At 70.8% G+C, this 20,088-nt stretch carries 18 protein-coding genes; 5 read left to right on the forward strand and 13 right to left on the reverse strand.

Annotated features, from left to right (window positions below; genetic code table 11):
* Window positions 1-56 precede the first annotated feature (56 nt).
* Window positions 57-575, reverse strand: coding sequence for a COG4315 family predicted lipoprotein (locus tag ACW9TB_RS01710; RefSeq protein ID WP_472746105.1), 519 nt, complete (start codon window positions 573-575; stop codon window positions 57-59).
* Between the two features lie 136 nt (window positions 576-711).
* A complete protein-coding gene (locus tag ACW9TB_RS01715) occupies window positions 712-1,608 on the reverse strand; it encodes a winged helix-turn-helix transcriptional regulator (protein WP_472746106.1) in 897 nt (298 codons plus the stop codon).
* Window positions 1,609-1,709: 101 nt separating this feature from the next.
* Between ACW9TB_RS01715 and ACW9TB_RS01720 the strand changes: the two genes are divergently transcribed.
* Window positions 1,710-3,164 carry an MFS transporter gene (locus tag ACW9TB_RS01720; protein WP_472746107.1) on the forward strand — a complete coding sequence of 485 codons (1,455 nt, stop codon included), beginning with the start codon at window positions 1,710-1,712 and terminating at the stop codon, window positions 3,162-3,164.
* A gap of 85 nt (window positions 3,165-3,249) precedes the next feature.
* Here the strand turns inward: ACW9TB_RS01720 and ACW9TB_RS01725 are convergent, their stop codons facing one another.
* The 4 genes from ACW9TB_RS01725 to ACW9TB_RS01740 form a co-directional block, all read right to left on the reverse strand.
* Window positions 3,250-3,735 carry a hypothetical protein gene (locus ACW9TB_RS01725; protein WP_472746108.1) on the reverse strand — a complete coding sequence of 162 codons (486 nt, stop codon included), beginning with the start codon at window positions 3,733-3,735 and terminating at the stop codon, window positions 3,250-3,252.
* A gap of 157 nt (window positions 3,736-3,892) precedes the next feature.
* Window positions 3,893-4,420 carry a GNAT family N-acetyltransferase gene (locus ACW9TB_RS01730; RefSeq protein ID WP_472746109.1) on the reverse strand — a complete coding sequence of 176 codons (528 nt, stop codon included), beginning with the start codon at window positions 4,418-4,420 and terminating at the stop codon, window positions 3,893-3,895.
* Between the two features lie 80 nt (window positions 4,421-4,500).
* Window positions 4,501-7,176, reverse strand: a complete 2,676-nt coding sequence (locus tag ACW9TB_RS01735; RefSeq protein WP_472746110.1) for a winged helix-turn-helix domain-containing protein — start codon at window positions 7,174-7,176, stop codon at window positions 4,501-4,503.
* Window positions 7,177-7,210: 34 nt separating this feature from the next.
* A complete protein-coding gene (locus tag ACW9TB_RS01740) occupies window positions 7,211-7,864 on the reverse strand; it encodes an SDR family NAD(P)-dependent oxidoreductase (protein WP_472746111.1) in 654 nt (217 codons plus the stop codon).
* A gap of 506 nt (window positions 7,865-8,370) precedes the next feature.
* On the opposite strand from ACW9TB_RS01740, the gene ACW9TB_RS01745 reads away from it, so the two are divergent.
* On the forward strand, window positions 8,371-10,680 hold the full coding sequence (locus tag ACW9TB_RS01745) for a DEAD/DEAH box helicase (RefSeq protein WP_472746112.1): 2,310 nt from the start codon (window positions 8,371-8,373) through the stop codon (window positions 10,678-10,680).
* 49 nt (window positions 10,681-10,729) lie between these two features.
* Here ACW9TB_RS01745 and ACW9TB_RS01750 read toward each other — a convergent pair whose 3' ends face one another.
* Complete coding sequence (locus ACW9TB_RS01750) at window positions 10,730-11,017, reverse strand: hypothetical protein (RefSeq protein WP_472746113.1); 288 nt, start codon at window positions 11,015-11,017, stop codon at window positions 10,730-10,732.
* Between ACW9TB_RS01750 and secY the strand changes: the two genes are divergently transcribed.
* Window positions 11,016-12,332 carry a preprotein translocase subunit SecY gene (gene secY / locus ACW9TB_RS01755; RefSeq protein WP_472746114.1) on the forward strand — a complete coding sequence of 439 codons (1,317 nt, stop codon included), beginning with the start codon at window positions 11,016-11,018 and terminating at the stop codon, window positions 12,330-12,332. The two genes, ACW9TB_RS01750 and secY, sit on opposite strands and share 2 nt — an antisense overlap.
* Here secY and ACW9TB_RS01760 read toward each other — a convergent pair.
* The 3 genes from ACW9TB_RS01760 to ACW9TB_RS01770 form a co-directional block, all read right to left on the reverse strand.
* Window positions 12,307-12,972: a response regulator gene (locus tag ACW9TB_RS01760; protein WP_472746115.1), complete on the reverse strand. Its 666-nt coding sequence runs from the start codon at window positions 12,970-12,972 to the stop codon at window positions 12,307-12,309. The genes secY and ACW9TB_RS01760 overlap by 26 nt on opposite strands.
* On the reverse strand, window positions 12,969-14,465 hold the full coding sequence (locus tag ACW9TB_RS01765) for a sensor histidine kinase (RefSeq protein ID WP_472746116.1): 1,497 nt from the start codon (window positions 14,463-14,465) through the stop codon (window positions 12,969-12,971). The genes ACW9TB_RS01760 and ACW9TB_RS01765 overlap by 4 nt, the downstream gene beginning before the upstream one ends.
* Window positions 14,466-14,685: 220 nt before the next feature.
* Window positions 14,686-15,270 carry a TetR/AcrR family transcriptional regulator gene (locus ACW9TB_RS01770; protein WP_472746117.1) on the reverse strand — a complete coding sequence of 195 codons (585 nt, stop codon included), beginning with the start codon at window positions 15,268-15,270 and terminating at the stop codon, window positions 14,686-14,688.
* Between the two features lie 79 nt (window positions 15,271-15,349).
* Between ACW9TB_RS01770 and ACW9TB_RS01775 the strand changes: the two genes are divergently transcribed.
* On the forward strand, window positions 15,350-15,766 hold the full coding sequence (locus tag ACW9TB_RS01775) for a VOC family protein (protein ID WP_472746118.1): 417 nt from the start codon (window positions 15,350-15,352) through the stop codon (window positions 15,764-15,766).
* A gap of 19 nt (window positions 15,767-15,785) precedes the next feature.
* Here the strand turns inward: ACW9TB_RS01775 and ACW9TB_RS01780 are convergent, their stop codons facing one another.
* On the reverse strand, window positions 15,786-16,925 hold the full coding sequence (locus tag ACW9TB_RS01780) for an acyltransferase family protein (protein WP_472746119.1): 1,140 nt from the start codon (window positions 16,923-16,925) through the stop codon (window positions 15,786-15,788).
* 149 nt (window positions 16,926-17,074) lie between these two features.
* Between ACW9TB_RS01780 and ACW9TB_RS01785 the strand changes: the two genes are divergently transcribed.
* Window positions 17,075-17,647 carry a hypothetical protein gene (locus ACW9TB_RS01785; protein ID WP_472746120.1) on the forward strand — a complete coding sequence of 191 codons (573 nt, stop codon included), beginning with the start codon at window positions 17,075-17,077 and terminating at the stop codon, window positions 17,645-17,647.
* A gap of 24 nt (window positions 17,648-17,671) precedes the next feature.
* Here the strand turns inward: ACW9TB_RS01785 and ACW9TB_RS01790 are convergent, their stop codons facing one another.
* The gene (locus ACW9TB_RS01790; RefSeq protein WP_472746121.1) at window positions 17,672-18,712 is read right to left on the reverse strand and encodes a cupin domain-containing protein; all 1,041 of its coding nucleotides are present in this window, start codon (window positions 18,710-18,712) and stop codon (window positions 17,672-17,674) included.
* Window positions 18,713-19,050: 338 nt separating this feature from the next.
* On the reverse strand, window positions 19,051-20,058 hold the full coding sequence (locus ACW9TB_RS01795; RefSeq protein WP_472746122.1) for a helix-turn-helix transcriptional regulator: 1,008 nt from the start codon (window positions 20,056-20,058) through the stop codon (window positions 19,051-19,053).
* Window positions 20,059-20,088 lie beyond the last annotated feature (30 nt).

Here is a 20,088-nt window from a genome sequence, read left to right on the forward strand (position 1 = left end):
AGGGCCCACCGGGCGGCGGGCCCTTCGCGGTTCGCGTACCGGGACGGGCTCTCCCGTCAGTCGCGCGCCTTCTTCCCGTCGGCGTCGACCGCGTACCACTCGGCGCCGAAGCCCTCGACCTCCTGCCCCTTGACGTCGCCCGCCTCGGTGTCCTTGGCGAAGTAGTAGAGGGGATGGTTGTCGTAGGTCACCTGCGTCGTGCCGTCGTCCCGCTCGGTGGTGCCGAGCAGGTCCTCCTTGACGCCCTCGCCCGCCTCCGGCTTCCCGTCCGTGACGTACGGCGGCCACGCCCGCGCGCAGTCGTCGGAACACGACGACTTCCCGTCCTTGTCCTTCTCGAAGAGGTAGAGCGTGCGCTGCTCCTCCCCGACCAGGACCTTTCCGATCTTCGTATCACCCAGTTCGACCTTGGCCCTGGTCGCCGACGAGGACGAGGTGGGGGTTTCCGGTGAGGTGGGCGATGCTTTGACCTGGTCCGCGACCATCGGCTCGGTCGTGCTCCCGTCGTCGGCGCCGCCGCATCCGGCGGTGAGCACGCCGAGCGCGAGCACGCCGGCATGAAGGAACTTCCTCATCTCCGACCCTCCAGGTAAGCAGTGCCATTGCTGCTGGACAGCAGACACGCTGCGGCACCCGTTGGGGGGCACGACACGGATCCCTTGGACAGGCCTTTGCCCGCCCTTGCGCGACCCGTCTCACGCCCGGCCGGGCTTACGGGAGAAGAGGGACGGAGGCCCCGAGGGAGGCGCGGGAGCGGCGGCGGTGCGCCTTCTGGCGGCACGCCGTGCCGCAGAACCGGGCGGGACGGCCCGTACGCGCGGCATGGATCGGGTCGCCGCACACCTCGCACCGCTGGAGGTCCGCGCCGGGACGGCTCTCCCCGCCCTCCTCGTGTGATGACGCGGCGGCCCGGGTTTCGTTACGTAGCGGCACCGGGGATTGAGTTTCGTTACGCGAGGGTGTCGCGGACGGAGTTTCGTGACCGCGAATCGCCACCGCTTCGCGTTCCGTGACACCGCTTTCCGTAACACCGTGTCCCATAAGACGGCGTTCTGTAAGACCGCGTTCCGGCGCCCGTACGCCGTCGTCCTTCGGCACGGCGCCGGGCCCGGCCGCCGTGCGCGCGGTGCCGCGCCCGCTCCTCGCCGAGGGGGCGAGCCCTGTCGCGACCGGCGTGGCGTCCGCGCGGGCGTCGTAGCCCGCGCGGGCGGCGGCGATCTCGTTCTGGTGCCGCTCCGTCCAGGTGACGAGCGACTGGATGGTGTCGTGCAGGGTCACGCCGAGGGGTGTGAGCTCGTACTCCACCCGAGGCGGCACGACGGGGTGCACGGTGCGGCGCACCAGGCCGTCCCGCTCCAGATGACGCAGGGTGACGGTGAGCATGCGCTGGCTGACGCCGTCGATCTCGCGGCTCAGCTCCGTGAAACGGAGGGTGCGGCTGTCGAGGAGCGCGATGACGAGCAGGGACCACTTGTCCGCGACCCGGTCGAGGATCTGGCGGACCTCACAGTCTTCCCGGGTGTCCCACTGACGGGCGTCATAGGGGTCGTAGGCCTCGTCGCCGGTATCGGGGCAGGGACTCAGTGACTTCGAAGTGCCTTCTTCCATGGCTATCGATGGTGCCGCATGATGCGACTACTTACAAGAGGGAACCGTAACGGCGCGAAAGAACCGGCCGTGGTTCCTGCCTCTCTCCAAGGAGTCGTCTCGTGTCCACCCCACTGTCCCCACCGTCGGACCGCATGAGCGGGCGTGCCTGGGGGATGCTGCTCGTGCTGTGCGGTGCGATCTTCCTGGAGGGGATCGACGTGGCGATGCTGAACGTGGCCCTGCCGTCGATCCGCTCCGACCTGGACCTGAGCACGGGCGCGCTGAGCTGGGTGATGAGCTCGTACGTGCTCGGCTACGGCGGTTTCATGCTGCTGGGCGGACGGGCCGCCGACCTGCTCGGCCGGCGGCGGATGTTCCTGGTATGGCTCGGCGTGTTCATCGTCTTCTCGGGCCTGGGCGGGTTCGCGACCGAGGGATGGATCCTCATCGTCGCCCGTTTCGTGACAGGGGTGGCCGCCGCGTTCATGGCACCCGCCGGTCTGTCCATCATCACGACGCACTTCGCCGAGGGCCCGCAGCGCAACAGGGCCCTTCTGGTCTACGCGGGGACGGCGGCGGCCGGTTTCTCCCTCGGCCTCGTCGTCGGCGGCCTGCTGGCCGCGGTCAACTGGCGATGGGTGTTCTTCGCGCCGGTCATCATGGCCTCCATGGTCCTCGTCGCCGCGCTCCTCCTCATCCCGGACGGCGATCATCCGCACCGTCACTCACAGGGCTTCGACCTGGCCGGAGCGATCACCGTGACCGGGGCGATGATGGTGCTGGTGTTCGCGGTCGTCCAGCTGGAGGACCCCGCCGGGGGATGGGCCTGGACGGCCGGAGCGCTCGCCGTCGGGATCGCCCTGCTCACCGCCTTCGTGGCGATCGAGCGACGGTCGGCGACACCGCTGGTACGCCTGGGCATCCTCCGCTCGGGCCCGCTGCTGCGCGCCAACCTCGGCGCGCTGCTGTTCGGGGGCTCCTTCTTCGGGTTCCAGTTCCTCGTCGTGCTCTACCTCCAGGAACTGCGCGGCTGGTCGCCGTTGCAGGCGGCCCTGGCCCTGCTGGTGGTCGGCGTCGACGCCATCCTGGCGCCGACCCTCACCCCGCGCCTGGTGAACCGCTTCGGCAACACCCGGGTGATCTTCGGCGGGCTGTGCCTCGCCGCCCTGGCCTACGCCCTGTTCCTGCCGGTCGGCCTCGACTGGACGTACGCGGCGATGTTCCCAACCATGATCATTCTTGGCCTCGGCTTCGCCCTGGCGTACGGGCCGCTCACCATCGCCGCGACCGACGGCGTGGCGGAGGAGGAGCAGGGACTCGCCGGTGGCCTGCTGTACACCTCCTTCCAGTTCGGCGCGGCGCTCGGCCTGTCGGCGGTGACCGCCGTGAACGTCGTCGCCACCGGGTCCGGCGGGTCGCTCCTCACCGAGCTCGACGGCTTCCGCACGGCCCTGGTCATCCCGCTCGCGATGGCCGTCATCGCGGCGGCCGTCATCGCCTCCGGCCTGCGCGGGCGCGGCGCGACCGGCGCGGGACTCCACCACGAGACTCAGGTACCCGCCGAATCGCGGTAAGCCGGGTGCGATCGGTGGGCCGGTGGGCCTTGGGAGCGGGCGCTCCCGAGGCCCTTCTCGTGTTCAGGCGCCGCGGCGGGACGGCTCAGAAAGCGTCGCCCCAGCCGCCGCAGTCGTCGAACTTGTCGGTGCCCTCGCAGACGCGGATCTTGAAGTCGTCGAAGCCGTCGCTCTTCTTGAAGCCGCCGAAGTGGTCGATGTCGCCGTGGCCGAAGGTCTTGAACACCTTGGTGTGCGAGCCGAACCGGTCGTGCCACTTGAACCACACGTAGCTGTAGGAGCGGTCGCGGTCACGGTCGAACAGGTCGCCGTAGAACCAGTAGCGGCCGTTGTCCTTGGTCCAGTAGCCCTTGAAGTACGAGCGGTGGCCGAAGTCCTCTCCGCGGCCGAATCCGGAGTAGTAGGGGCCGAAGAAGTGCTTGCTGGAGGTCTGCGCCTGCTGCGTGGCGACAGTGGCGACAGTGGCCGAGGAGGCGGTGGAGGCGGCGGTCGCGGCGGGGGCCGCGGCCACACCGGCCAGCAGTGCACCGGCCAGGGCCGCTCCGGCGAGAAGGGTGCGCGTCGTGCTCATCGTCATGCTCCTGTGCGGGTGGTGTGAGGGTGTTGCCGTTCGGACACCACGAACACTAGAAACCGCCGACACTTCCTTCTGCGCACGAATGCACACTCACTATCGAGGGTGCACTATTACGGACTCACACCCATGAAAAGGCGTACGACCAGCCGTCTCACGGCTTCTTCGTGAGGTCCACGCGCCAGTCGTTGCACCGTATGGGGTTCCCCGGCGGATATTCGGAGTCGCACACGGCGACGAACTCGAACCCGGCCTTCCGGCAGATCGCGTTCGACGCCGGGTTGTCGACGGAGGGGTACGCGTGAATGTAGCGGTGCGTCCGCTTCGCCCTGGCCCTGGCGATAACGGCGAGGGCCGCCGCGGCCGCTATGCCCCTGCCCTGGAACTCCGGCAGGACGCCCCAGCCGGTCTCGTACACGGTCTCGTCGTTCCAGACGCGTTCCCAGTAGCCGATGCTGCCGACCCGCTGCAGCTCGGGGAGCAGGACGATGCTGAACATCTGGCCGGTCCCCTTGCCCTCGATGTCGACGTACCTCCTGTGACGTTCGAACAGTTTTCCCTCGGTCTCGGGGCCTCCCAGATGTTCGGTCATCTCCGGCGCGTTGATGCGGCGCAGCAGGTCGAAGTCGGTCTCCGCCCACGGATCGAGCCGTACCAGCGGCGTGTTTCCTCGTTCCGGCATTCTCACTCCACTTTTGGTTGCTTATGTCCAGAAGTACGTGGATTCTGCCAGGGAGCACCGACAATCGGCCCGGCCCGTGCTCAGCGGGCGGTGGGGTCCGGACTCCGGAGCGACACCACGGCCGCCTCCCTCCTGCCGTTGACCCCCAGCTTCCGGTAGATGTTCCGCGCGTGGGTCTTGACGGTGTTGACCGAGAGGACGAGATCGTCCGCTATCTCCCTGAAGGTCAGCTCGCTGCGCAGGTAGTGCAGCACCGCCACCTCGCGTTCGCTGAGCTCGGGGACCGGCATGCGTGAGCCGGGGCGGGGTGACCGCCCGAGGTCCGAGGCCACCTGATCCCGTAGATCGGTCAGGCCCATGGGGTTGGGGCACCGGGCAAGCAGCTCGTCCGCCGCCGCCAGGCGGTCGGCCGCCCGTTCGGTGTCGGCGCGACCGGCGAGCGCGCGGGCGAGGAACAGGAGGGCGAAGGCGCCCATCGTCGTGTCGGCGCCGAATCCCGGGGGCGCGTCGACCAGCTCCTCCAGCCGCGCCACCTCCGTATCCCGGTCCTCCCCGTCGGTGACCACCGCCCGGAGGATCATGCCTTCGGGCGCCACCCTCGCCCTCGGGCGCGTACGGCACTCGGTGAGGGCGACGTCGACCTGACCGGCGTGGGCGACGGCCGCCGCGCGGTCACCGGCGAGATGGGCGGCCAGCCCGGCGATGCCGTGGACGGTCGCGCGCAGCGGCGGCGGCAGCGGTGTCGTGGTCCAGAGCGCCTCGATCTGGTCCAGCAGCCGCCCGCACTCGGCGAGCCGTCCGGCGAGCAGGAGCGTGCGGGCGACGCCGATCCGGGTCTGGGTCCGTACGAGCGGGGAGACCGGTGCCGCCGTCGTCTCCCTCCTGAGAAGGGCCAGGCCCTGGCGGAGGGCGAGCGGGAGGTCGCCTCGCTCGCGGGGCAGGCAGAGCCGCCACGCGTCCTCGGGCCGGGTCGGCCCGCCGTCACCGTGCTCGGGGGCGAGGGCGCGGGACCACCGGTCGCGCTCGTCGAAGCGCCCGAGGGAACACCACAGGTGGAGCCCCCGCCCGGCCAGCCGGGGACTCCTGCCGATCTCCTCGTCGGGAAGCGCGCTGAGCCACTGTTCCAGGGCCGTGAGCCGTCCGGCCCGGTAGTAGTCGTCGAACAGCTCCCGCAGCATGTCCGCGGCGATCCCATGGTCCCCGGCGAGGAGGGCGTGGTCGACGGCCTCGTCGCGGTTCCCGTGGGCGGTGTGCCACCGGGCGGCGCTCCGGTGTGCCGCACGCGCCCGTCCGGGATCGGTGGACTCCCGCCGGTGCGCCAGTGCCTGCCGGAACAGCCGCTGGTAGCGCACCCAGGTGCCGGAGGCGTCCTCGGCGACGAGGAACACCCCGTCCGCGCGAAGCCGGTCGAGCAGCTCCGCGGAGTCGTCCCGGCCGCGGACGGCGTCGGCGAGCGCCGCGCAGAAACGACCGAGGACCGCGGTGTCCAGCAGGAACTCGCGAATCTCAGGATCAAGACCGGCCCACACATGGTCGAGGAGATAGTCGATCACCACTCCCCGCGCGGGAACGAGCCCCTCAACGGCTTCCCCCGCATGGGCGAGCCCCTCAACGGACCCGGCCACCGCTCCCCACGCAGGAACGAGACCTTCAACAGACCCGACCTCCGCAGGAACGAGACCCCCAACAGACCCGACCTCCGCAGGAACGAGACCCCCAGCAGACCCCGCCGCCCTCCCCACACGGACGGTCCCGACCTCCGCTCCCTCCGCGGGAACGAGATCGCCGGTGAACACCGCTCCCGTCCCGTCCGCTCGCGAGTGCCCCTCCCCGTCCCGGACGAACCGCCTCTCCCGGTCGGTGAGCACCGCCGTCTCCCCGCCCGCCCGCAGGTGGGCGCCCGCGAGCATCAGCCCGCCCGCCCATCCCTCGGTGGCCGACACCAGGGCCGTGGCCGTACGCGCGTCGGCAACGACACCGAAGACCTCGGCCAGCAGGCTCCGCGTCTCCCGCGGGTCGAACCGCAGGTCCGACCAGGTCATGGTCGACAGACGGCCCGCCAGCAGCAGCCGCTCCAGGCGCAGGGGCGGTCTGACCCGACCGGCGATCACGGTCGTGAGGCCGTCACCGCATGCCCTGATCAGCAGGTCGAGCCGGTCGTGGATCTCCGGATCGACCACGTGCTCGTACTCGTCCAGTACGAGCACGGGCCGCTGCCTCCGCTCAAGGATGTGGTCGGCGAGGGCGGACACGTGGACGTCGCTGCCGTGGACGAGTGTCGCGGACGGGTGCGGCGGGGCCTGTTCGCCGGTCGCTCCCGCGAGGGCCCCGGCCACGTGGCGCCAGAACCGCTCCGGGTCGTTGTCGCGGCCGTCGACGTTGACCCACGCCACGGGCCGCGACTCCACGGCGGACCACTGCACCAGCTCGGCGGTCTTGCCGATCCCGCTCGGCCCCACCAGCAGGACGACGATCGACTCCTCCACCGCCGTACGCAGCCTGTCGCGTACCCGGAGACGCGGGAGGAGAGGGGACAGCGGCCTGGGCACACGGAGCTTGGCGGTGATCAGACCTTCGCCACCGGGTGACACGGACGCGGGCGAAGCCGGTTCCCCACCGGGGGCCACGGACACGGGCGGAGCCGGTTCTCCACCGGGGATCGCGAGCGACGCCGGTTCTTCACCGAGGATCGCGGACGACGCCGGTTCCCCGCCGGGGGATCCGGGCGCGAACCGGTCCGGCCCAGCCGTCTGCATGCCCCCATGCTATTCACGCCCCCACAAAGGACGGTCAGCCGGAGTGGAGTACCTCGTGGGCCCAGGCGCCGGGGGCCTGCGTGTGCAGCCGCCAGTAGATCTCGGCGATGTCGTCGGGGTCGAAGGCCGTCCCGGGGGCGACCGCACCGGCGACCGTCACGGTGGCGACATGGACGCCGGAGGGCCCGTACTCCCTGGCGAGCAGGGTCGTCAGCGTGCGGATTCCGGCCTTGCCCAGGGAGAGGCTCGTCACCTTGGGTTCGGGGTCGGGCATGCCGCCGGTGAGGATGATCGTGCCGTGTCCCGCCGCCGACATCTTCGGAGCCAGGTGGGCCGCCGCGGTCACCGCGCCGACGAGGTTGACCGCCAGTGTGTCCAGCAGTTCGGTGGCCGAGAGCTCGCCGGGAGCGTCCCACCGGATGAGCGCGGCGTTGTAGACGAGCACGTCGGGTACGCCGTGACGATCCACGGCGGTGTCGAGGGCCGCGCGGATGCCCGCTTCGTCCGTACTGTCGGCGACGAGCCCCTCGACGGCCTTCGCGCCGTCGCCCGCCAGGGCGGAGACCGTCGCGTCGACGGTGCCCTTCGTACGGGCGATCGCCACGACCGGCATGCCCGCGCGGGCGAAACGGCGTGCGACCGACAGGCCGATTCCGGGTCCGGCACCGATGACGACTGCTCCTGGCATGGTTTCGCGTCCTTTGAGAGTGGTTCTTCGAACGGGATCGGCCGCACAGGCAACACAGGTAGCACAGGCGGCACGGACAGCAGGCGGCACGCGCACACCGGCCACGCCGTGTCGTGCCGCGCCACCCGCCACCCCCGCCACCCCGTCGCCCGCGAGATCGAAGAAGACCGCTGTCCGCGAGGAAGACCCGCGCGGTTCGTTCCCATTCAGCCGTGCCGAACGGGGTGGGTGCCAGGGATGTCACGGGGGATCACGGGAGCCGGAAGGGGTGATCCCGCCCCCGGCCGGGGGTGAGCCACCGGCCCCCGACCGGCCGGGCCGCTCATCGGATCCTCCCCGGCACCCATGAACGGCTCGTTACCGGGCAAAGGGCTGTGATGTCGTGTCCGGCCTGGCCGGTCGTTGACAACCGGCCGGACGGTTGGCGACGGTGAACTACCGCGATCGGCCGGACGGTTGGCGACGGTGGACCACCGCGATCGGGCTGTGACGGGAGGGACGAGAGCTTGGGCGAGGTCGGGCGGGAAGGCACGGCACCCACACCCAGGCAGGTCAGAGCCCTCTTCCTGAGGGCCGGTCGCCTCCTGTCCCACGCGCGTACGCTGCTCGCCGACGACGCGCGGGCACGCGCCGACGCCCAGCGGGCGCTGTCCTCCATGCGTACGCGCCTGGCACGCGAGGAGCTGGGGGCGATTCCCCTGACGCGCCTGAAGGACGTCACCGTGGGACGGCTGCGGCTCAGAGCCCTCGAACAGGCCGGATACCAGAAGGTTCTCGACATCCTGGACACCACGCCGTACGCCCTCCAGCTCCTCCCCGGGGTCGGGGCGTGGAACGCGAGACAGGCACACGCCGCCGCCGGGCAGATCGCCAAGGCGGTGGAGGAGACGGTGGCGCTGCGGATCGACGTCGACCGGCAGGACGACGAGACCACGGCCCTGCTGATCACGCTGAACCGGCTGGTGAACGCCGGTCCCGACCTGCCGCGCGCGGGCGGCGCCGCGCGGCGGATCGAGGAGAGGCTGGCCTCGCTCCTGCCCGCCGCGCAACCGGCTCGCGGATGGCTGCGGATGCTTCTCGCGGGTCAGAGAGGCCGTCGCCGTGCCCAGGAGGCCGTCGCGCGGATCGGGGACGTGATCGCGGAGGCGAACGCGTCCGACACGGCGCTGCTTTTCAGCCAGGCCTCCGTGGACCTGCTGCGCCCGCCGGTGTCCGGCGTCGAGGCGTGGATCGACTTCGAGCTTCGCGCGTCGGAGTACTACAACCTGCTCGCCGAGATCGCGGCCACGGAACCCGACCGGGTCGCCTCCGAGGGGTTCCTGCCCGACGACATCTCCGCGCGGGTCAAGGCCCAGGAGCTCGACGACACCCACCGCAGGGTCTCCCTGCGCGGCTACCAGTCGTTCGGCGCCCGCTTCGCCCTCGCCCAGCGCCGGGTGATCCTGGGTGACGAGATGGGCCTGGGCAAGACCGTCGAGGCCATCGCCGCCCTCGCGCACCTCAGGGCGCGTGGCGAGAGCCACTTCCTGGTGGCCTGCCCCGCCAGCGTCCTGATCAACTGGGTACGCGAGGTCGAGACCCGCAGCACGCTCAGGGCCTACTCCCTGCGCGGTACCGACCGGGCCGCGGCCCTGGCGGAATGGGTCCGCACCGGCGGCGTCGCCGTGACCACCATCGACACCCTGCACCGGCTGGAGATCCCCGGGGACGTGGCGCTGGGGATGCTCGTGGTCGACGAGGCGCACTACGTCAAGAACCCCGCCGCCCGGCGGTCGCAGGCCGTCGCCCGGTGGTGCGGCCGTACCGACCGGGTGCTCTTCATGACCGGCACCCCGATGGAGAACCGCGTCGAGGAGTTCCGCAACCTGATCGGTTACCTCAGGCCCGACCTGATCCCCGGCCTCCGGAACGGCGACGCGGCGGCGGGGGTCGTGGGGGCGGCGGGCGCGGCGGGGGCGCAGTCCTTCCGCAGGGCCGTGGCACCGGTGTACCTGCGCCGCAACCAGGAGGACGTGCTCACCGAGCTGCCCGACCTCGTCCACGTGGACGAGTGGGAGGAGTTCAGCCCGGCGGACCTCGCCGCCTACCGGAAGGCGGTGTCAGCCGGGAACTTCATGGCGATGCGCCGCGCCGCCTACGCCGTGCCGGAGACGTCGGCCAAGCTCCAGAGGCTGCTGGAACTCGTCGACGAGGCCGCGGGCAACGATCTCAAGGTCGTGGTCTTCTCCTACTTCCGCGACGTCGTGACCGCCGTTCACGAGGCCCTGGGCGGCCCCTCCGCCTCTCAGTCTCCCACCTCGAAGCCCTCCACCTCGAAGTCCCCTGCCTCAGAGTCCCCCGCCTCGAAGTCCCCCGGTGACCCCGGCGGCCGGGTCCACGGGCCGATCTCGGGCGACCTCGGCGCCACCCGCCGCCAGCAGGTCATCGACGAGTTCACGGCGGCCCCCGGCCATGCCGTGCTGCTCAGCCAGATCCAGGCCGGTGGGATCGGTGTCAACCTTCAGGCCGCCTCCGTAGTGATCATCTGTGAGCCCCAGGTGAAGCCGACCATGGAGAGCCAGGCCGTGGCCCGCGCCCACCGCATGGGACAGGTCCGCAAGGTCCAGGTGCACCGCATCCTGACGGCCGACAGCGTCGACCAGCGCATGCTCGACATCCTCCGCGGCAAGGCCGGGCTCTTCGACACTTACGCCCGCCGCAGCGACCTGGCCGACTCCACCCCCGACGCGATCGACATCTCCGAACAGGCACTCGCCCGCCAGATCGTCGAGGAGGAACAGCGACGCCTCGCGACGTCACGGCCACCGCGCGCCTGAGCGGGATCGCGGCCCACCGGACACGGGAACGGCCGAAACCCGCGGGTGCTCACGCGGTGATCTCGACCTCGACGGACAACCGGCGGATGTCCTCCGGAGCGTCCGCGAACTCGCACTCCATCGTCTCCCGTTCCTGCTGGAAGTGCTTCCATCCCTCGTAGTGAACCGGTACGGCGGTGTGCCGACCGCCCGGCCGAAGGTGCGCGAGTCCGGCGGGGAAACGGAGAGCACACCGATCCTGCCGGGGAAGGGGAACGGGACGTACGCGGATTCGCGTACGGCGAAGCCTCGGATGAGCGGATGTCCCGCCGCGCCCGCGCACCCAGACTCTGCGCATGCCCACCATGCTCATCCGTGCCTTCCGCGTGCCCGACCTCCGCGGGAAACTGCTCTTCACGCTGGCGATGATCGCGCTGTTCAGGTTCGGGCAGATGCTGCCCGCGCCCGGCGTGAACGTGGTCGCGGTGCGGGAGTGCCTGAGCGGGGGAACCCGTGGCGGGCTCATCGACATGTTGCAGCTGTTCAGCGGCGGGGCGATGCTGAAACTGTCGGTGTTCGCCCTCGGGATCATGCCGTACATCACCGCCGGGATCCTGGTCCAGCTGCTCACCACGGTGGTCCCGCGCCTGGAGGCGCTCAGGAAGGAGGGACGGCAGGGACAGGCGAAGATCACGCAGTACACGAGGTACCTGACGGTGGCGCTGGCCGTGCTCAACGCCACCACCGTCGTGTCGATGGCCCGCGCGGGCCAGATCTTCCCCAACTGCGACCGGCAGGTACTTCACGACCGGAGCCCGATGACGATCGCGGTGATCGTGGTCACCCTGGTGGCCGGAACATGCGTGATCATGTGGCTGGGCGAGCTGATCACCGACCGGGGGATCGGGAACGGCATGTCCATCCTGATCTTCACCCAGGTGATCGCCGTGTTCCCCTCCTACATGTCGAACATCTTCCTGCTCAGCCCGCTCGCCCTGGCGACCATGCTGGTCGCGGGCGTCTTCCTGGTGGCGGCGGTGGTGTTCATCGAGCAGGCGCAGCGAAGAGTCCCGGTGCAGTACGCCAAGCGGATGGTCGGGCGCAGGATGTACGGCGGAACCTCGACCTACCTCCCGCTGAAGGTCAACCAGGCCGGGATCGTCCCCGTCATCTTCACCTCGTCCCTGCTCTTCCTCCCGCAGCTGGTGATGCAGCTGACGGGCGGAACCGGACCGGTCTCGGCGTGGATCGCGCGCTATCTCGTCTCCGGCGACCATCCGGTCTACATCACGGCGTACCTCCTGCTGATCGTGGCCTTCACCTACTTCTACGTGTCCATCACCTTCAACCCGGAGGAGGTGGCCGACACCATGAGGCGGTACAACGGGTTCGTGCCCGGCATCCGGCCGGGACGGCCCACCGCGGAGTATCTGCGGTTCGTGCTCTCGCGGCTGACCGCGCCGGGAGCGGCCTACCTCGCCACGCTGTCGCTGATCCCGATCATCGCCTTCATGGTGCTGCGCGACCCGGCGACCCAGCAGAACTTCCCGTTCGGCGGGACGACCGTTCTGATCATGGTCGGGGTGGGGCTGGACACGGTGAAGCAGATCGAGGCGCAGCTGGACCAGCGCGACTACCGGGGCTTCCTCAGGGGATCGTCATCCCGGACCTGAGCGCGAAGACGACCAGCTGGGCACGGTCACGGGCGCGCAGCTTGACCATGGCGCGGCTGACGTGGGTACGGACCGTGTCGGGGCTGATGACCAGCTCCGCGGCGATCTCGTCGTTCGACCGGCCGGTGGCGACCCAGGCGACCATCTCCCGCTCCCTGGGGGTGAGCGTGTCGAGTCCCTCCACCGGGGTGACGTCGTGGCGGCCGAACAACCCGATCACCTTCCTGGTGACGGACGGGGAGAGCAGGGCCTCCCCCGAGGCGACGACCCTGATCGCGCGGGTGAGCTCCTCGGGGGCGCTGTCCTTGAGAACGAACCCGCTGGCCCCGGCCTGCAAGGCGGCGAAGACGTAACGGTCGACCTCGAAGGTGGTGACGACGACCACCCGGGTGGTGTTGAGCGCGGGGTCGGCGGCGATGGCCCGCAGCGTGTCGATACCGTCCATGCCGGGCATGCGGATGTCGAGCAGCAGGACGTCGGGACGCGTCTCGCCCAGCAGCCGCAGCGCCGAGGCGCCGTCGGCGGCCTCACCGGCGAACTCCAGGTCGGGCTCGCGGTCGATGAGCGCCCGAAGCCCCATGCGGACGACGGCCTGGTCGTCGGCGAGCGCCACCCGGATCGGTCCCCCCGGAGACGTCACACGCCCCTTCCCTGCTTCACATGGCGTACGGGGAGGGCATCCTCCGACGCGGCCGGGAGAGTGACCTCACCCGGCGCCTGGGAAAGGGCGTCGCCTTGGAACCGGGCTTCGCCCTGCGTCCGGGATTCGTCCTGTATCCGGGATTCGTCCGGCGTCCGGGAAAGGACGTCACCCCGCGCTGGAGACTCACCCAGAGTCCGGTAAAAGCCTTCGTCCGGAGTCCGGGGGAAAGCCTCACCCGGTGTCCGGGGGAAACCGGCCACGACGCGGAACCCGCCGCCCTCGCGGGGACCCGCGCCGAAGGCGCCACCGGCCTCCGTCACCCGAGCTCGCATCCCGGCCAGCCCACGCCCCTCGGCGGCCGTTCCCGAAGGACCGCTCCCCCTGTCTGCGACCTCCAGGACGAACGCACGCGGGTCACCGGTGACGCGGACCAGTGCCCTGGTGGGACCGGCGTGACGCAGGACGTTGGTCAGCGACTCGCGTACGACGCGGTAGACCACACCTTCGAGGTGCGCGGGAACGGGCGGCGCGGCAGGCTCGACATCGACGGGCAGCCCCGCCGCGCGCACCCCCTCGATCAGCCGGGCCAGGTCGTGGTCGGCCAGGGTCCCGGAGCCCGGGAAGATCGTGGGACGGGAGGAGGTCTCCGAGGCGGCGAAGGTCCCGGAATCGGCGGAGGTCCCGGAGCCGGAAAGGGTCTCGGGGGCGGGGAAGGTCTCGGAGCCGGGGAAGGTCTCGGGGTCGATGAGGTCGAGCGCGGAGCGCAGCTGGTTGAGTGCCCGCACGCTGGTCGAGCGGATCGCCTCCAGCGACTCGCGGACCTGGTCGGGCCGCTCGTCGAACATGAGCAGGGCGACCCCGGCCTGCATGGCGATGGTCGCGAGGCCGTGCCCCGCGACGTCGTGGACCTCCCCCGCGATGCGTGCCCGCTCCAGGGCGATCAGCTCCCGCGCCGCCTCACCGTCCGGTTCGGACCGTGTCGCGCTCTCCGCCCCGCTCGCGGCCACACCCGTCGCCGCGGGCTCCACGCCCGTTACGGCCGCGCCCGTCGTCGAGGTTTCCACACCCGTCGCCGACGGTCTCACCGGCTTCACGAGCAGCGCCGGACGGGCGGGCACCGCGCTCAGACTCCAGCTCGCCGGGGCGTCCGTACCCGACGGCCCCCTGCCACTCGAAGGCAGCGAAGGCGTCGAAGGCGTCGGCGACACCGAAGGCGTCAAAAACCCCGAAGGCTCCGCGCCGGGGGCCCGTCCCCCGGGGACACCGGCGCCCGGCGCCTCGCCCGCGCCCGCGTCGTGGTCCTGGGGTTGGGTGGCCGTACTGCGCGCCTGGACGAGGCCGCTGGACGGCCACGGGATGGCCAGCCAGCCCACCCACGCCAGCATGAGGATGACCGGCAGGTCACGCAGGCGCCCCAGGCGGGAAAGCGCCATCGCGGCCGCCGCGATGGAGTCACGCGGACGGCCGTCCGGATGCGTGGGCTCGGTCACCGTCCTCCATCAGAACAGACTCGTACGCAACGATCCTAACCAGTGCGTGCCGGTCCCGTCCGGGCTCGAAAAATCCGGCGACTCCGGCGCCCCGGCAACCCCGACGGCCTTGCCGATCCCGGCACCCCCGCACCCTCGACGCCCCCGACGCACCAACGCACCAACGCACCAACGCACCAACGCACCAACGCACCAACGACGAGGAGTAACCCGGTTCCGCCTACCGATGGGCGCGCAGGGATTCCAAAATGCGTGACAGCGCCTCGGTGACGGCAGGCAGGTCGTCGGGGTCCGTCGAACGGGCCAGCCACAGGGCCGCCTCGTTCATCGCGCCGGACAGGAGGCGGGCCAGCGGCTCCACGGGCTGGCGGGTGACGACCCCCGCCTCGATCAGCGCGGCGAGCGCCTCGCTGAGGTGCCGTGCCGAGGACGCCTCGTCCATGGCCCGCCACTCGTTCCAGCCGAGCACCGCGGGGCCGTCGACGAGCATGATCCGCTGCACCTCCGGATCGCGGCTCACCGCGAGGAAGGCCCGGCACCCCGCGACCAGTTGCTCCCACGGGTCGTCGCACGCGTCCGCCGTCGCGGCGACCCTCTCGCCCACCTCCCGCTGCACCTGCTCGACGACCACGTGGAAGAGGGCGGCCTTGCTCTCGAAGTGGTGGTAGAGCGCGCCCTTCGTGACGGCCGCCGCCCCGACGATCTGCGCCAGGCTCACCGCGGCGTACCCGTGCCGCGCGAACAAAGTCCTGGCCTCGGTCACCAGCGCCCGCCTGGTCTCCAGCCGTTGCCGTGCCCGGTCCACCGCGGCCTCCCTTGTTGGCGTACCGATGGTATGTTAGCTTCACATACCGACGGTATGTGAATTCCCCGAAGGGAGAGGGATGACCCTCACGAGTTTCTACCCGGTCGTCTGCACCGATCGGATCGCCGAGTCCCACGACTTCTACCGGCGGTTCTTCGGCTTCGAGACGACGTTCGAGGCGGACTGGTACGTGAGCCTGCGACGGCCGGATCCGCCGCACTACGAGCTGGCGCTCGTCGATCGCGACCATCCGACGGTGCCGGAGAAGTACCGTTCGGCGGTGCGGGGGCTGATCCTCAACTTCGAGGTGGCCGACGTCGACGCCGAGCACGACAGGCTCGTACGGCAGGCGGGGCTCCCGGTGGAGCTGACGCTGCGCACCGAGGAGTTCGGGCAGCGGCACTTCATCGTGGCCGCGCCCGACGGTGTGCTCATCGACGTGATCACCCCGACCGAGCCGTCCGCCGTCTACGCGGAGCAGTACGCCGCCCCCTGACCCGCGCCACCGGGCGGGTCTAGGAACCGCCCGGCGCGGACTCCTTCAGGGAAGACCTGGCCAGCCGTCTGCCGAGCTGTTGTGCGGGGGCCTCAAGCAGGCGGTGGGTCAGGTAGCAGAGCGGTACCAGGGCGAGGAAGAACAGCGGAAGGTTCGGGCTGATCCGCAGCAGGAGCGGATGCAGCAGATAGAGAGAGAAACTGATCACTCCGAGGTGGGCGAGCCAGCGGGGAAACGACCTGCGCCGCAGCGCGAACCCGGCCGCGAAGAAACCCGCGGCCAGCAGGATCGCCGGTGCCCACCCGGGGTCGTCCTTGGCGAGGACCCCGCAGGCCAGGACCGTCAGCACGGTGGCGACGGCGGTACGCCACCGGATGGTCCCCCGCTCGGCGCGGTACACGGCCGTACCGGCGAACATCATGGCCAGGATGATCAACCCCTGCCACGCGCCGATCCGGCTGCCCAGGATCACCAGTGTCAGCCCGAGGAGACCGCCCGCCACCGCGGCGGCCGTACGCGTCCCGCCCCCCGCCCGCGCCGACACCACGACGACCGCGACCACCGCGACCCCGAGAAGCGCCGCGACCAGGTCGGCGCGGCCACCGATGACCGGCCCCGGCAGCAGCAGGCCCAGGAGTACGGCCGACAGCGCCAGGACGATCGCGGTCGCCGCCGACCGGTGCGCCCGCCCCGTGGCGAACAGCCCGACCGCCAGCAGGTAGAACGCCATCTCGTACGAGAGCGTCCACATCACGTCGATGACGGCGGGCACGCCGAGGAGTTCCTGCAGCATCGTCACGTTCCCGAGGACGACCAGGGGAAAGGGCCGCGTGCTCAGGCCCGGGTGGAGGGCGAACGCCCCGGCGTACGCGAGAAGGAGCGCCAGGCCGATCGCGGCGAGCAGCAGGGGCAGGAGGCGGAGGGCCCGGCCGATCCAGAAGGCCCGCAGGTCGCCGCGCCGCTCCAGGGAGGCGGGGATGATATAGCCGCTGACCAGGAAGAACACGAAGACGCCCCAGGTGCCGACGTCGATCCTGCGGTCCACCTCGGCCCAGACACCCGGGATGAAGGTCCAGCCGGAGTGGTGCAGCGCGACGGCCAGCGCGGCGGGTCCCCGCAGGGCGTCCAGCCAGGCCAGCCGCGAGGGGATCGGGGGCACTCGCCCGACTTTAGGCGATAGACAAGGGTTCCTGGACACCACCCGGCCCGAGGCATCACCGGAGCCCCGACCGGTGAGTCGGCGCCCGCCGAGCGAAAGGTCCTGGCCGGGCAGGTGCCGACGGCGCGTGAGAGGACGGAAGGACGTCGATGGCCGGTTACGAGGGCGCGTCGGACGCCGAGTACACCTGGGAGGATTTCTGGAACGGCCTCTCACCGGCATGGCGGCGGGTGTTGTGCGGCTCCGACACCCCCGCGCCCCCGCCCGCGGATCCGATCCTGCGACGCCACCGCCTCACCACCGACTTCGAGTGGGTGGGGCACTTCGACCCCGTCAGGGCGCTCCCGGCGGTGACGGAGGCGCTGCTGTGGGACGTCAACGGCATGGACCTGGGACCGCTGACGGGCCGGTCATGGCGGTTGCTCCAGCTGGCGGGCCCCGCCAACGTGGAGGTGACGCAGCTGGGCGGCACCCCGGTCCGTCGGCTCATCCTGTCGAACGTGAACGTACGGGACCTGTCCGGCCTGCGAGGCGTCGTGGGCCTGGAATCCCTCACCCTGGCGCACGGCGACTTCGGGGTGCTGCCACCTCTCGATCACCTCTCCGAGCTCGTTTTGTACGCGGATACCGACCTCGACATCACCGCCGCGCGGAACCCCGGCCTTCGGATCACCCGCCTCGACGAGCCCTATCTCCCACCCTTCGGCCCCGGCGACGTGTGACCGGGGACCGGCGGGGTGACGTCCTCAGCGCACCGGGTCGGAAGGGTTGACCCGGGCGACGAAGAGCGGGTCGACCGGGGTGAAGGGGAACCGGGGGAGGTCACGCTCGGGCATGCCGAAGCTCGCGGCGAGAACCTCGCGGGAGAACGCCGACGCGGTGGCCCGGTAGCCGATGTCGGCGGGCGTGGACTGGTCGAAGAAGATGAGGAAGTGGATGTCGTCCTCGCCGATGACCTCGATGTGGTGCGGAAAGGCGCTCGGCACGAAGTAGACGTCACCGGGGTTGAGCAGGTACTCGTCGAGGGTGCCGTCGGGGTCCAGCACCCGCATGCGGGCGTGCCCCTTCTCGACGTATCCCATCTCGCCGGTGACGGGATGCCAGTGCGGTTCGCGCATCCCGCTCTCCCTGACGCGCAGGGAGTACATGGAGATGTCCTCCAGGGCGGCCCAGTACTGCTTACGGGCGAGGCGGGCGTCGCCGTAGGCGTAGGACAGCGGCGGGTGCTGGCCCTCGATGTCGAACAGGTGGGCGTTGGGCAGCCCGACCGTGGACGGGATGTCGGCGGCCCCGGTGCGCCGGACGATCTGCTGCGCCGGAGACCGGTCGAGGACCGCGAACGCCGAGGCGGGCAGGTCGTAGGTGTTGCCGAGCACCGCGTCGGTCATGGCGTTGAAACTGTCGTGCAGCGAGAAATGCCGAGGACGTTCGTCGCGCAGCGCGAGAACGAACTCGGCGCGGTCGTCACCGATGTTCTCGATGTGGTAAATCGCGCCCGACTCGACGTGGTACATCTGACCGGCGGTGACGATGAACGAGGAGAAGGCGTCGGCGTTTCCGAGAATCGACACCAGGACCGTGCCGGAAAGGCAGTAGCCGAGCTGGTTGGCGTTGACGTTCCACTGCGGCTCGCGGATCGCGCCGGGTTCGAGGGCCACGTGCTTGATCGAGAGCCCGCTGAGAATGGGCAGCGCCCCGGCGTCGACCAGGGTGACCGACCCGAGCTCGCTCTCGAACGCGGGTGACGCGTTCGCCAGAGATGTGACGTGCGGTGAGGTGCCGGTCATGACTTTCCCTTCGTCGCCGCGACCCGCGCGATCGCGGTCGAAGGCCGTACCCCGCCCCGGCCCCGCCGGTGGTGTACGCCTGTTTACGCAGGTTAAGCAGCAGGTGACCGCTGTGGCGGCTCCTGTCACGGCGTGTCGCCGACATCGCGCACATATGACCTTCGGTTACATGGCGGGCGCCGCACCTCCCCTCGGCGCAAAGATCGGACATAACACCAAAAAAGCCGAAATACCCCCAAGCTAAACAGCTGAAAGATCAAGGGCATTGATCTCACCGCTCTCCGAACACCTCGGGCGCCGTCTCGCCCATATTGAGCCAGTGCGATGATCGCTCAGGCTCAGGGCGGCTCGATGCCGGGCACGCCGCGCGGCGACGTACCGCAAGGTGTCTCCGCCGGAACCGCCCGCCGGTAGCGGTCGGCCAGCACGCGGATCTCCGCGACGAGTTCGGGCGGCTCGGTGACCTGGAAGTCGGCGTCGAGCATGCCGAGGTACGCGGCCAGCATCCGCGGTGTGTCCGAGCCGACCTCGGCCACACAGGCGTCGTCGCCCACGGGTTCCACCGGAACGCCGGACGGCAGCCGGTCGCGGACGTGCTCGGCCGGTGCGCGTACCGTCACCCGCGCCCGGCACTGCCAGGGCGCGGTGGCCAGGCCGGTGGCGACGTGGCCGACGAGGTCGCCGCCGGGATCCTCGCGCGGGGTGAAGCGCGGGCCGTTCGGTGTCCGCAGCCGCATCCGGTCCACCCGGAACGTGCGCCAGCCGGACCTCGCGACGTCCCATCCGACCAGGTACCAGCGGCCCCGGCCGTGCGCGAGCCGGTGCGGCTCGACCTCGCGGCGACCGGCCGACCCGTCGTGGCCGGTGTAGTCGAACCGGAGCCGCTCGTGGTCGCGGGAGGCCGCCGCGATCGCGGTGAGCGTGGCGGCGTCCACGCTGGGACCGGCGTGCGGAAGCGGGACGAGGTACGCGCGCAGGCCGTTGACACGACGGCGGAGCCGCGACGGCAGCACCTGTTCGAGCTTGGTCAGGGCACGTAGCGCCGCCTCCTCGATGCCGGTGACCGCGCCCTGTGTGGCGCCCACTCGCAGCCCGACGGCGACGGCGACCGCTTCGTCGTCGTCGAGCAGCAGCGGCGGCAGCGTCGCACCGGCCCCGAGCCGGTAACCACCGGTGACGCCCCTGATCCCGTGCACCGGATAGCCGAGGTCGCGCAGGCGTTCCACATCGTTGCGCACGGTGCGTGTGGTGACGTCGAGGCGCTCGGCCAGCTCCGGCCCGGTCCAGTCGCGCGGCGCCTGCAACAGGGAGAGCAGCCGCAGCAGTCGTTGTGCCGTGTCCACCATGTTTCGAGTCTGCCCGGATACAGGAATGGA

The sequence above is a fragment of the Streptosporangium sp. H13245 genome (assembly GCF_055690525.1).